The 12,958-nt window shown below is 43.0% G+C and carries 11 protein-coding genes; 3 read left to right on the top strand and 8 right to left on the bottom strand.

Annotated elements, in window-relative coordinates; all coding sequences use genetic code 11:
- Positions 1-57: 57 nt before the first annotated feature.
- From MD535_RS01720 to MD535_RS01700, 5 genes are all read right to left on the bottom strand, one after another.
- Positions 58-912, bottom strand: a complete 855-nt coding sequence (locus tag MD535_RS01720) for a MurR/RpiR family transcriptional regulator (RefSeq protein ID WP_250617170.1) — start codon at positions 910-912, stop codon at positions 58-60.
- 396 nt (positions 913-1,308) lie between these two features.
- On the bottom strand, positions 1,309-2,976 hold the full coding sequence (gene panP, locus MD535_RS01715) for a pyridoxal-dependent aspartate 1-decarboxylase PanP (protein ID WP_265673183.1): 1,668 nt from the start codon (positions 2,974-2,976) through the stop codon (positions 1,309-1,311).
- A 179-nt stretch (positions 2,977-3,155) separates the two neighbouring features.
- Positions 3,156-3,668, bottom strand: coding sequence for a hypothetical protein (locus MD535_RS01710; RefSeq protein ID WP_265673182.1), 513 nt, complete (start codon positions 3,666-3,668; stop codon positions 3,156-3,158).
- Positions 3,669-3,757: 89 nt separating this feature from the next.
- Positions 3,758-4,663 carry a lysine exporter LysO family protein gene (locus tag MD535_RS01705; protein WP_265673181.1) on the bottom strand — a complete coding sequence of 302 codons (906 nt, stop codon included), beginning with the start codon at positions 4,661-4,663 and terminating at the stop codon, positions 3,758-3,760.
- A 111-nt stretch (positions 4,664-4,774) separates the two neighbouring features.
- Positions 4,775-5,698: an HDOD domain-containing protein gene (locus tag MD535_RS01700; RefSeq protein ID WP_265673180.1), complete on the bottom strand. Its 924-nt coding sequence runs from the start codon at positions 5,696-5,698 to the stop codon at positions 4,775-4,777.
- 371 nt (positions 5,699-6,069) lie between these two features.
- On the opposite strand from MD535_RS01700, the gene MD535_RS01695 reads away from it, so the two are divergent.
- On the top strand, positions 6,070-6,669 hold the full coding sequence (locus MD535_RS01695; protein ID WP_265673179.1) for a TfoX/Sxy family DNA transformation protein: 600 nt from the start codon (positions 6,070-6,072) through the stop codon (positions 6,667-6,669).
- A gap of 147 nt (positions 6,670-6,816) precedes the next feature.
- Here the strand turns inward: MD535_RS01695 and MD535_RS01690 are convergent, their stop codons facing one another.
- The 3 genes from MD535_RS01690 to MD535_RS01680 all read right to left on the bottom strand — a co-directional run bounded on the left by MD535_RS01690 (position 6,817) and on the right by MD535_RS01680 (position 10,264).
- Positions 6,817-7,362, bottom strand: coding sequence for a hypothetical protein (locus tag MD535_RS01690; protein WP_265673178.1), 546 nt, complete (start codon positions 7,360-7,362; stop codon positions 6,817-6,819).
- 369 nt (positions 7,363-7,731) lie between these two features.
- Entirely contained in the window at positions 7,732-8,229 is a 498-nt protein-coding gene (locus MD535_RS01685; protein WP_265673177.1) for a response regulator, read from the bottom strand.
- 73 nt (positions 8,230-8,302) lie between these two features.
- Positions 8,303-10,264, bottom strand: coding sequence for an ATP-binding protein (locus MD535_RS01680; RefSeq protein ID WP_265673176.1), 1,962 nt, complete (start codon positions 10,262-10,264; stop codon positions 8,303-8,305).
- A gap of 145 nt (positions 10,265-10,409) precedes the next feature.
- On the opposite strand from MD535_RS01680, the gene MD535_RS01675 reads away from it, so the two are divergent.
- Positions 10,410-11,690, top strand: coding sequence for a DUF945 family protein (locus MD535_RS01675; RefSeq protein ID WP_265673175.1), 1,281 nt, complete (start codon positions 10,410-10,412; stop codon positions 11,688-11,690).
- Between the two features lie 136 nt (positions 11,691-11,826).
- A complete protein-coding gene (gene serC / locus MD535_RS01670) occupies positions 11,827-12,921 on the top strand; it encodes a 3-phosphoserine/phosphohydroxythreonine transaminase (RefSeq protein ID WP_265673174.1) in 1,095 nt (364 codons plus the stop codon).
- Positions 12,922-12,958: the final 37 nt, after the last annotated feature.

Here is a 12,958-nt window from a genome sequence, read left to right as displayed (position 1 = left end):
GAAGGGATAAAAAAAGAGAGGCGTTAACCTCTCTTTTTATGTTTGTTTGCAGCTGGATTAAAAATTAGGCAGCTTATCGTAGCGGGAGTCTTTTAGGACTTCTTTTACACGTTTCAGATTGTCTCTGAAGCGACTACCACGTCGCAGTGTAAAGCCAGTAGCAAGAACATCGATAATGGTCATTTGCACGACACGGCTAGCCATTGGCATGTACACATCAGTGTCTTCCGGCACGTCAACCGTAATAGACAGTGAACTGGCTTTATCCAGTGGCGAGTCTTTTGCTGTAACCGCAATAACCGTGGCACCATTTTCACGGGCAAGATGTGCAATTTCTACCTGACTCTTTGTTCGGCCAGTGTGCGAAATAAGCACAATAACATCATTATCTGAACAGTTAATGCAACTCATTCTTTGCATCACAACGTCTTCATAACAAGAAATTGGGATGTTGAAGCGAATAAATTTGTTTTGTGCATCACGGGCGACAGAAGATGACGCACCGAGTCCAAAAAATGAGATTCTTTTCGCTTGCGTTAGTAGGTCAACCGCGCGATTGATCTGCATGGAGTCTAAGCTGTTTTTTGCCACATCCAAACACGCCATTGTCGATTCAAAGATCTTGTGGGTGTAGGCGTCGGGACCATCATCTTCCTCAACATTTCTGTTGACGTAGGGTGTGCCATTAGCAAGGCTTTGCGCCAAATGCAGTTTAAAATCAGGAAACCCTTTTGTGTCGAGTCGTCGACAAAAACGGTTTACCGTCGGTTCACTGACATCTGCCATTTTCGCTAAGGTAGCAATGCTAGAGTGAATGGCCGTCTGGGGAGATGCCATTATAACTTCTGCTACCTTTCTTTCAGATTTGCTGAAATTTTCTAAGTTCTTTTGGATTTTCTCTAATGTATTCATAGTGTTCACAGGGTAAAGAGAACATCTTGTTAGCGCATAATAGTTTGATAAGGTGCCATTAATCTAGGGGTAGATTAGTGGGTTCTGTATCAATATCGATTTTATATAGTGACTTTATTTAACGAATAGAGTCACTGTCGACGCGCGCTAACTCCATAAGTTCAGTATAAACGAACAAGCCAGTCAGCTGTAACAAAAGGTCACATGAAATCTTTAGAATATGACAGGCATCAAACAAAATTCTGGAAGAAAAAAACAAATGGACAAAAAACAGGCGAAAATAGTGCTTTTCTAGCCCGTTTACGCCGTATTAGCGCCACAAAATAGAAATAAAATTTCATAATGTGATTGTTGCATCTAATTTCTTCTACAGTTGTGGTATTACTCACCAATACATCAGTTAGCTGAATGATGCTGCGCAAGCGTTATCTGTTTCGCGAGGCGTTCGATCTGAGTGACCAAGTTCGCACCACTGTCTTGCGCTATTTCACGTTGTTCTTGTAACACCGCTCTTAGAACATCCGTAGAGGTGAGTGGGTTCGCTAAGACTACACGAAAAACTATGGTATTGAGTTCACTCCATCGAGTCGGATTCAATTGCGTCCGTGACACAAAAGAACGTCCGGTTTCGCGTTGCTTCTTCTGAATGAGCTTAGTTAGCTCGTTGAGAAGTGTATGGATGCGAGTGACTTGTTCAGGTGTCGCCATGTTCAGTGCCTGTTTAGCACACTCAGGAACATAACGATAAGTTAATAAACACAGCTCAGGCTTGGATACTAATTCAAAATCGTGCTGTTTATCGATCAATTCAGAAAAGAACTTGGCTTTTTCGATGCTCTGGTTAATGAGTAATTCGTACCCAGGGCGACTAATAATATGCATCGCTGCATATACAAGCATGGCCATACCTGAACGAGAGCCTTCTAATGTGTGGCTTCCAAGATCTTTGGATCCTTTGCGAAGTATATACTGAGCATGATGTTCAATACTTTTCATGGCATCGGGCTTTTTGAAAAGCACCATGCCAGCGCCCATTGGGATGTAGAGTTGTTTATGTGCGTCTATGGTGACGGAATCAGCAAGTTCAATACCATCTAGCAAATGGCGATACTTATCAGACATCAAAGTTGCGCCACCCCATGCAGCATCCACGTGAAAATGGCATTGCTCTTGTGCACAGATTTGAGCGATTTCACGCAATGGATCGACGTGGCCTGTTTCTGTTGTGCCAGCTACGCCAATCACTGCGAACGGCTTGATACGCTGCTTATTTAACTGTTCAAATTTCAGTTGCAAGTCTTGCGGGCAAATTCGGTTATTACTATCAGTCTTTACGGCGACGAGTCCTTCTTGACCAATGCCAAGAATGTCCGCGGCTTTTTTAAGTGAATAATGACCTCGCTCCGACACCAGAATGGCAAGCCCTTCATAGCCAAAATGTTTCATGGCTTTGAACAAACCTTCTTGTTCAACACCCTTAAATTCGCCGTCGGCTCTTAAGGCGTTGTTTCGTGCGACCCAAAGCGCGGTAATGTTGGCGATGGTCCCACCAGAGCAGAAAGCGCCCAAAGAATGGTTCGCACTGTGCATCCAGCGCTGATAGAAGGGTTCATCTTGTGAGTAAATAAGCTTGTGCAGCATACCTAGCACTTGACGCTCTAAGGGCGTAAATGCTTTTGATGTCTCAATCTTCACGAGGTTTTGATTCAACGCGATCATTATTTTAGATAGCGGCATCAAAAAATAGGGCAGCGCTGATGTCATATGGCCAATGAAACTTGGCGATGATGTGTGTACTGAATGAGAAACCAGCGTGTCTAATAAGTGCTGCGTATGCTCTGAAACGAATTCAGGCTGCTCGGGAATAACCGCACTAGAGAAATCTTTTTCAATTTCATAAAGCGGTTTTTCTTCCGCCACAATATGCTCTCGCAAAAACTCATTAAGGTTTTGCGATAAGCTTTCTTCTATTTGTGTCAGCGTTGAATCTGGTCCTTCAGGGATAGTGAATATGCGAAGAAGGCTCTCAAAGCTGACGTTAGCAATTTTTTGCTCAGATACCATATCGTAATCTACTAATATTCCATTGGTGCAAGCGGCACAATCTAAACCAATTAAACGAGAATGTCTTCCAATAATTGAATTGAGAACTAAAGTTTCACCGTGCTACAGACAAAATGGCTAGTTTTTGGCTAATTCAGAAGCAAAAGCTGGCGAAAAAGCCAGCTTTCACGGTAGGGGCGCTATTTACAACGGGTTGCTTCGACTTTAGTTATCGCATCGTTGTACTTATTAAGTGCGGAATCAATTTTCTTTGGATGGCTAAGTAAGTCGGCGAAGGCACTGCGCAACTCATAATTTTGTTGATGTGGTGTCGCTTGACGGTCAGCAAAGCTTGTCGCGGCAATCTTACCCAGTTCGTCGTTACGTTGAGACAGTATTTTGATGTCTTTTTGTTCGAGCTGCAACCAACTTTCAATAGGACGCTCTGTTGATACTTTATTTTGATCGTTTTCTAGGTAGTAGTGCACCGCCGCTCGATTGAGTTCAAAGTGGTTTTTACGACCCTCTAAAAACCATTGGCTGACATCTTGTAGCTCAGGATATTGCTCAGTGGTGAGCGTAATTAAATCTTGATACCAGTTAATTGATGCGTCGACATAGGCATCATATTTACCAGAAAGGCATTGAGTATCTGCAGCAAGCGAAGAGAATGAGGTTGTTGCTAGCATCATAGCGGCAAGCCATTTTTTCATTATTAAGTCCTTTAAATGGGCTGAATTTGATTAATTATAATTATTAGAGCGCGAGGAGTATAACGACTTTACGCTAAAAATCCTGCGATCTAACTTCCAAGAGAAACAAAGAACAGCATTAAAACAGGGACTAATAAGCTGAGAATAAAGCCACTGACGATTGCGACAGGGACGCATTTCACACCGCCAGTACTTTGGATCACAGGTAGGGTAAAGTCCATTGCTGTGGCACCAGCGTAGCCTATCGCCGTACTTGGTTTCTTTTGAATAAAAAGGGGTATAAAGACCAATGCCACTAACTCTCTTAGTAACTCTATCATAAAGGACGCGCCGCCAAAGACAGGACCAAACGCATCCCCCATTAAAATACCCGCAAGAGAATACCAACCGAACCCCGATGCCATCGCTAGCCCTTGGTAAGCAGGAATGTCCAATGCCCACGCTGCTAACAAACCCCCGATGAGTGAGCTGATGATGATAAGAGACGCGATAGCCATGCCTTGCTTATTGACTAAAATTTGTTTGAGCGACAAGCCACTGTTTCTAAGCTGAATACCAATGAAAAACAGAAGAACAAATAAGATCCATTCACTTGCCACCTCGACCCAAGCCAAGCCAAGCGGGAGCAGAAGACCTGCCGCAAGGCCACTTCCAACGACAATAATCAGCTTTAGGGATTCAAGAGCCATGCGAGACAGAGGTAAGTTTGAACTCTTTTTCTCTGACTCAAGTGGTAGGAAGCGATCAATCAGTGGAAGGCATAGTAGGTTACACAAGCTGATAATGACAAAGAATGTCACCGTCATTGTGACGATAATCTTTAGATTACTGCCAAAGTCCTCTAAGGCAGCTAGGCTCAATCCCATTAAAAACAAGATGACATAAATGAGCCAAGACGTTGCTTGGTTGATTTTGTCGAGCACTTCGATACGAGAGATCGAAAAAAGATAGCCGATTACCAATGGAGCAAAGATAAACAACATGCCGGAGAACATAAGCTCAATAATCCTTCAAAATATGATTTGGATCGTATTGTGTAGCGTTTGAGCTTTAAAAACAAGCATGTAGCATTGTGTTTACATACTAGATAATAACCATTTCTTTCACTATAAGCCTGAACTACGCATGATATCAGCAGTGTGAGCCAGAAAATCAGCGTCGTTCATAGTGGTTAGCTGAAACATTACTTCTGCGCCGTCAAGGTTGATCTCAACTTCGTGTTCTTCTAAAGCTTCGTCATTTTGCTTTCGATATAAAAGAATGTGGTGAGCAATTCGTGCAATGTCGAGATACGAGACTTCCGGTCTGTCAGTGGTTTTCTCTTGGTTAGATGCCACTTCAATAAAGTCTTGATCAAATGCCCAAGTTGTTAGGACTTTTTCACTAATAAGAGGGCAGCGCGAATGGAATATCTGCATCGCAAGCTCTGGATTAAGGTAGTTACCTTTCTCTAAATAGAGGTGGTATTCGTTCACCAAGCAAAATAGTCCGATATCGGCGAGCAGGCCAACCAATAGTGCTTTTTCTTGTTCTAGGTAACTGTACTCGTCTTTTGACTGTTCATGAAATGCTCGGGTTACGAGGACCATTGTTGCGGCTAATTCACGTGAAATGGCGGCACTTTGGACAAGAACACTTTTGCAGTTATCAGACAAATTAACGGAATGTTTAAGTAACTCAATAGACTGGGCAGTAACGATGTCGCGCACTCTTAATATGCCAAGGCGCGAAACGGCAGTGTGTAAGTCATTACAGGTAATATTTCTGCGGTTGAATACAACAGAGTTAGATACGCGTAAAACGATGGCAGCGAGACCAGGGTCATCAAGAAGGCACTCAGCAATCTCGGTGATTCCAGTGGTTTCAAGTGTACAAAGCTTTTGTATCTTTAAAACAACTTCTGAAATAGGAGGTAGGGAAATCTTACCTGTATTGATGGACTGTTCCACGAGCTCGGCAAACTCGGTCTCTAAGCTTTCTATTAATAATTGTTGATTATCAGGGAGCCAGTAAAAAGATAAGTGATTCATAGGACTTCGGCAGCTAAATATAAGCATCTAGTTTACCTGTCCTTACTCGTAATTGACAATATCCTTAGTGCCAAAATGTCGTGCCAAGTCAATTGTTTGACGTTTAAAACAGCGTTCATATATTGATAGTTATGCCACTAGATGGGTATGATATAAAATAGTGAAGTGACTCGCATTTGCTGGGGGGTGTAGTTATGTAAATGTGATGTTGACCCAGACTTATTTTGCAATGTGAACTATGATTAATGCACATTATATAAAAAGAGAGACACCGCAGTGGTAATGCAGGTCTACTCTAGCTTCACTTTTTTCGCTTAAAAAATGCTGCTTTCTGGTGATCACGTTAATCGGGGTAATGGATTAAAGGATCAATGGAAATGATTGAGCAAAATTTCTACGACTACACAATTAAATTTGGTGAATCTCAAAAGCGTTCAATGTTTGGTGGTACAGGCTTGTTCAAGGAAGGCGCCATGTATGCACTGGTCAGTAATGAGCGGGTTTTTATTCGCGGCGGTTTAGAGCTTGATGATATCTTAAATGGTTTAGGGTGCGACAAGTTTAAGCATGTAAAAAAACAGTCTACAGCGACGGTAAATTACTATGATATTACGGATATATTCGAGTCTAGTTCGTCACGTTTGCATGACTTAGTCAAAAAATCTATTGAGAACTCGGTGAGTCAACGCTGTACAAAAAAGGCGATAGAAAACAGACGACTTCGTGACCTTCCCAATATGCAATTGACGTTAGAGCGTATGGTGAAAAAATCGGGTATTGAAGACGTAAAGACATTCTTAGAGCTAGGTGCCCCAAATGTTTTTAATCGAGTGAAGCGCACTTACGGTAGCGACGTTGACGTGAAACTATTATGGAAGTTTGCTGGCGCGGTTGATGGTGTGCATTGGAAACTCATCCAAGATCCAATGAAACAGCAGTTATTAGATAATTGCTCTCAACTTGATGCGTAATCGCTGTTCACACTTTCGTCTATTTCTGGGGGAGAGTGTCATTAAAAAGGTCATACGATATGTATGACCTTTTTGCTTTCTAGCCTGATTAGATAAGGAAAACTTAGACAAAAGAAGCTTAGCCAACCGGGTTCGCCTGTTTGGCGCTTAGAATGCGAAGCGTGCTGTAAACATCAATTGATCACCGTAGATGTGATTGATGCGGCCTTCCAAACCAAGAGAGAATAATTCTGTTGAGTGGAAGCGTCCGTAAATAGAACCCATCCAGCGGTCTTTATCGCCAACATTTAGGTAACCCGCTTTACCACCGATCTCAAGTTGTGGACCTAGCCATTGGCGTACACCAAGGTTGACTTCCATACCTGTGTCTGTTTTATGGTGATCACCACTGTCGTGAATATGCGCAAGCATTTCACCAGTAAAATCCGCCCAGTTGTTGACAGGAGCGTGGAAACCGACACCACCAGTGATATCATAATCGCCTTCGAATTTAGAATCGATACTACCAACGATGTGTGCATTTGGGTGAATAGATTTACTGATTCCCGCTCCAAATGTCATTGGACTAGCACCGATACGCGCTTCGGCGTAATCGTAGCTAAAGTTACTCATCGTTGCTTGATTTTGCTCTTGCTCTGCAAAAGCATGCTGCGATGTTACGACCATTAATGCTGCTAAAAGAGTCTTGCGCATAATCTTTGTAAACCTTTTTGTTTGATTTTAGTTCCTTGCACATAAGTGCGCGCCGCGTATTGCATTTTTGGCGGCAATGATATGTGGACATAATAATCGAAAGTGTCCCTCAATCACCAATAAAATGTGCCATCAACGCGGGGAAATTCCCAAAAAATGACATAGGTATACAAATTTCCATCAGTATTGACGCATCTATATGGTAAAACTAATGATTTGTTACCTTCTTCAGTGAGCGGCTTTTGGTGATAAGCGTGGGGTTTTAGTCGTGCCTATCACCATGGATGTTGCTTTTCGCCTTTCTTTTTAATCAATTTATCCCACGAAGTAGGCCGTTGCTTGGTTAAATATGGCAATTGCTTAGGTTTGCTAGTCTCCATAATTAATACGATTTTTAGATAGCGCGTCAAAAACGCGCTCGGTGTCCAATATTCTTGCCCAAGGCATCAGTTCGGGCTCGTGCTTTATCATAAAGGTGGTTAACTGCTGCTTTATGATGTTTCTTAGTTCATCACCACGCCATGGCTTGTTGATGTAAAAGTCTAGGCAAGAATGATTGACTGCTTCAATTGTGTCTTCATGACCGGCTTGTCCGGTAAGAAGAATCTTGCGACTCGCATGAGTGTCCTCGTTTTCGTTGAGTTGAATAAGAAAACTGACGCCAGTTTCTCCGGGCATAATGTGGTCACATAAGATTAGGGCGAGTGGAACATTTTCACCTTGTTGTTCTTGAATGATTTCTTTTGCCTCTGCAACGGATTCAGCACCTTCAAGAATAAAGTTATCTTCAAAATCGGATAGGTCTTGTAACACGCTGTCGAGAACTTCTCGTTCATCGTCAACACATAAGATTAAATACTCTCTCATTTTCTTCTCCTTTGCGCGTGTTGCTTCTTCTGGTGGTTAAGTGAGGCTTAGGCTTGTGAGTGCTACTTTTCTTTTAAGTGCTTGTTTGTGCAACTGGTGTTTCTAGTGGAAGGTAGACAGACATGGCGGTATAGACTCCCAGTTCTGAGTCAACGTCAATCCAGCCCTGGTGTTGAGCCAAAATTTGTTGGCAAACGGATAAGCCGATACCTAGACCAAAGTTGCCTTCTTTTTTTGTGGTGTAATTCAACTCAAATATAGCCTTTTGCTGCTCAATCGGGATACCATCGCCGTTATCAATAAATTGGTAAACCGCGTAATCGATGCCTTGGCGCTGTTTGCAACTAGTATGAATTTGCAATTGTCCATTGTCAGGAAGTGCATCCAGCGCATTCGAAATTAGGTTTGTCCATACTTGCTGCAATGCGATAGGCATGCATCGAATCTTGGGGATATCACCGTATTCTTTAATGACATTATGGCGTTTCAGCCTATTCTCAAAGATGACTAATGTGTCTTCAATTCCTTCATGTAAGTCAACTAACTCATAAGACTCATTGTCTGGTCTCGCATAGCCTTTGAGGCTTTTTACCATGTCTGCAATACGCTGTGCGCACACCTGTATGGACCGCAATGTGGCCCCCGTTTGTTGGTATTGTTCGAGCTGGTGGAGGCGATGAGACAGTTGTTCTGGTGAAACGCGGGCAAGATTGAGTAAATCTGGGTTGTGGTGCAAATCGAGCTGCACAAGACGCTTTGCTATGCGTCGGTCTGTGATGGTAGTTTGCAGGCTCTTCGTTCTAGCGCGCAATTCCGATGTCGAGAGTGGCGTTGCTAACCTCGATTTTTCGAATACATCAACCCCAAAGGAAAGCTCGTCAGGGTGATTATCTTGCTGAAGGATTTGACTTATCTTGTCAGTCACCGTTTCTGCACCACGTAAAATGGCAGAGACGGGGTTATTAAGTTCATGGGCGACGCCTGCCACTAACTGTCCGAGCATAGCCATCTTTTCTTGGTCGATGAGTTGTTGGTGCGCGGACTCTAGTGATTCAAGTGTCTTTTGTAGTTGAAGCTTAGTGTTGATACTACGTTGTAGTCGGCGATTAAAGTGTCGTAATAGCAGGTTAGTAAATAAAGGTAATAAATCGGTATTGGAATGCATGACTTGTGTGAAGACTTGTCGGTCTAATTTTATTACTTTGGTACGGGTCAGTGTCATCGCCGTGGAAAATGAACATTCGCCCGTAACAAATGACATGCCTCCGACAATACCGCCTTTACCGTGTCTGACAACTTCGCACTGCTGTCCGAGTTTGTCTTTTTTGTATAGGGCAACGTGACCATCCACAATGAACCACAAAAACTGATTAGCTTGTCCTTCTTTCGTGAGTAAGTGCTCGGCGGAATATTGTCGAACCGCTTTCGTTTCATCACTTTCGGTAAAGAATTTAAGTAACGCTTCAATGACTTGCGCAGCGAGGTCATCGTCGGAGAGTTCATGGAAATCATGAATAAAACTCGCACGATAAGAGTGCATCTTGCGTTCGATATGCGCTCTCATTAATTTTTGTTGGTCGAGTATTTGGCTGTAGTGCAGCAAGTCTTTTTTTTCTTGGGAGATGATATACGTAGACAGCTCTTTTTTAACCGTTTTTCGTAGAACGTTTTCAGCCAGTGGCAGCGTTAAGCAGTGATCAAGTTGACCTTCATTGACGGCGTTAAGGATGGCTTGAATGTCGCCATAGTTTGTTTTTGTCATCAAAATTTTTCGAGCGGTTTGGGTGTGACGAGATTGCTCGAGCTGGATAAGAAACGCTCCGCCATCAAAGACGTTTGAGTGACGGGCGATGACAAGCGCAAGCTGTTGCCCAACGGATCCTATTAGTGTTAACAGTTCATGAGCATCCTCAATTGAGGTTACCAGGTGAACATCAAAATGCGATTGATATGAGGATAACTCAGTGTCGAGCAAATCGAGATTCACTAAGTCACTATCTAGACATAACACCGCATATCGATTTCGTTGTCGCATTCGTTTCCAAACCTTCTCCATGAGAGTTACATTTTAATATAACAATAAAAAGCATAGGGTTATGAGAAGTAGGTATGAGATTGGAGATCCTTTCAAGTTAGGTTAGACTGAATGAAATACACATCAATAAAATGTCCATACCTCTATGCATCAATTAAAGAAAATGGCGGCTATCGGTGGCGCTGTCGCACTCGTTTTATGTTGGCCTTTTGCCGTCGGTCATATTGGCCAGAAAGTTATCGAAGATGGCATTGAACATCTAGATAGCGATACCGTCAGCGCTGAAGTGGTTCGCTATGATCGAGGCTATTTATCTTCTCAGGTGGAAACTCGCTATCGAGTGAATGATCCTGTTTTGAAAGAACAGTTGGAATTAGATGGGTTACCGACAGACTTTGTGGTCGCGAGTGATATCCAGCATGGTTTGTTCAGCCTTAGCGCTGAATCGGTAATGGTGAATTATCCAGACTTCCCACTGTTGCTCAACACCGTCACCCAACTGAATGGAAATACAGATTATGACTTCACTCTTGGTAGTTGGAGTTATCAAGGTAATGAAAGTCAAAACGTCGACTTCTCTATTTCTCCCGCGTCGGCGAGTGGGACAGTGACCGTGCTTGGCCAAGTGTCGATAGATGCGACAATCCCTTCTATCCAGTTAGATTTTGAAAATGGTGAGCAACTACTGGTTTCTGACTTAAGCATTAGCGGTGATGGCAAAAAAGAGCAAGGTTTTTGGCTAGGTGAACAGCAAGCGTCGATGAAAAACTTTCGTATCGTAAATCAGCAACACACCAGCATTTTTGATATTGATACGGCGTCTTATACCTTTAAGTCTACGCTGGACACCGAGTTAGATAGAATTGATACTCAGCATTTGTTTGACTTGAAAGCGTTGACATACCCTGAAGGCGGGGAGCTTAGTGACTTAAAAGTGGATTTCTCACTTGAGTCTTTAGACCGCACCGCATTTGAGGGCTTGGTTGGGATTTATCAGTCGAATCCTTCTTTGCAACACGCTGATATTAATACGCTGGCACCGCTCATAGAGACGCTGTTTGCACGAGGCTTTAAAGTTGCGATGAATGATATGCATTTTACGCTTCAAGATGGTGAGTTTAAGTCTAAGTGGCTGGTTGAAATCCCTGAGGGAACAACGAATGTATCTAAGGATCCGAGCCTAATCATGCCAGCGCTGACTGGCAATATGGATGCATATATGTCAAATGCAATGATTGCTTCTCACCCTATGTTGTCTCAAGGCGTAGATGAACTCGTGGTTATGGAGATGATTGAGCAACAAGAGTCCGGCTATCAGTTGAAGGCTGACATTGAAAACGGTCAGTTGATGTTTGGAAATGGACAAAAAATACCGCTGCTAGCCCTGTTTCTACCGTTGATGATGGGACAGCCTGGTGCTCAATAATCGCATTGAGTGAATACTCATTGTGTTGAAGCAAGAAAAGAGGTCTTAGGACCTCTTTTCTTGCTTCTTATCTATATAAAAACATGATATTACTGAATCTTAAACCGATTAAAGAGTAGTTAGGAGTAGTAAGTTCATGGAACCGATTCAAGAGAATGTCTTCAATTTTAGTGCTGGCCCTGCGGCATTGCCAAAAGCAGTAATGGAAAAAGCTCAAGCAGAGTTTATTGATTGGAACAATCTAGGCACATCGGTCATGGAGGTCAGCCACCGAGGGAAACCTTTTATTCAGGTTGCCGATGAAGCTGAGCAGGATCTTCGCGATTTGATGGCGATTCCTGATAACTATAAAGTCCTATTCTGTCACGGTGGGGCGCGAGCACAGTTTTCAGCTGTTCCTCTGAACTTGTTAGGGAACAAGACAAGCGCAACCTACATTGATGCTGGTTACTGGGCAGAGAGTGCCGTTGAAGAAGCGAAAAAATACTGCACGCCTAACGTATATCGGGCTAAGACGACGATTGATGGTAAGGTGGCGGTCACACCTGCAAGTGAGTGGCACATCGATGCAGACTCTGCCTATGTTCATTTCTGCCCGAATGAAACGATTGATGGTATTGAAATTAACGAGCTTCCTCAAACCGATTTACCTATTGTTGCCGACATGTCATCAACGATTCTATCGCGCGAAATTGATGTTTCTCAGTACGGTGTAATTTATGCTGGCGCGCAAAAAAATATTGGTCCGGCCGGTATTTGTATTGTGATTGTTCGTGATGATTTATTAGATCTTGCTAGTCATGTACTGCCATCGTTTTTGAACTATAAAGTGCTGGCGGAGAAAGATTCCATGTATAACACCCCACCAACATTCGCGTGGTACTTGTCCGGGCTTGTATTTAAGTGGCTGAAAGCGCAGGGTGGGGTTGCTGAAATTGAAGTTCACAACAAAGAAAAAGCAGCCATTCTTTATGACTTTATCGACGCTTCTGATTTCTATAGGAATGATGTGCATGTCATGAACCGTTCATTGATGAATGTACCATTCCAGCTGGCGAAACCAGAGCTGGATGACACGTTTTTGGCATTAGCTGAGGAGCGTGGTTTACGCGCCTTGAAAGGGCACCGTGCGGCAGGTGGAATGAGAGCCTCTATTTACAATGCGATGCCAATAGACGGTGTGCAAGCACTTGTTGCGTTAATGAAAGAGTTTGAAGCGCAATACGCATAAAAACAAAACAACGTTAAAGATTGAGATAGAGCCGCAC

This window comes from Vibrio qingdaonensis, assembly GCF_026191675.1.
GTDB lineage: Bacteria > Pseudomonadota > Gammaproteobacteria > Enterobacterales > Vibrionaceae > Vibrio > Vibrio qingdaonensis.
Note: the sequence above shows the minus strand (reverse complement) of the source record. Positions and strands in the feature narration are given on the sequence as shown.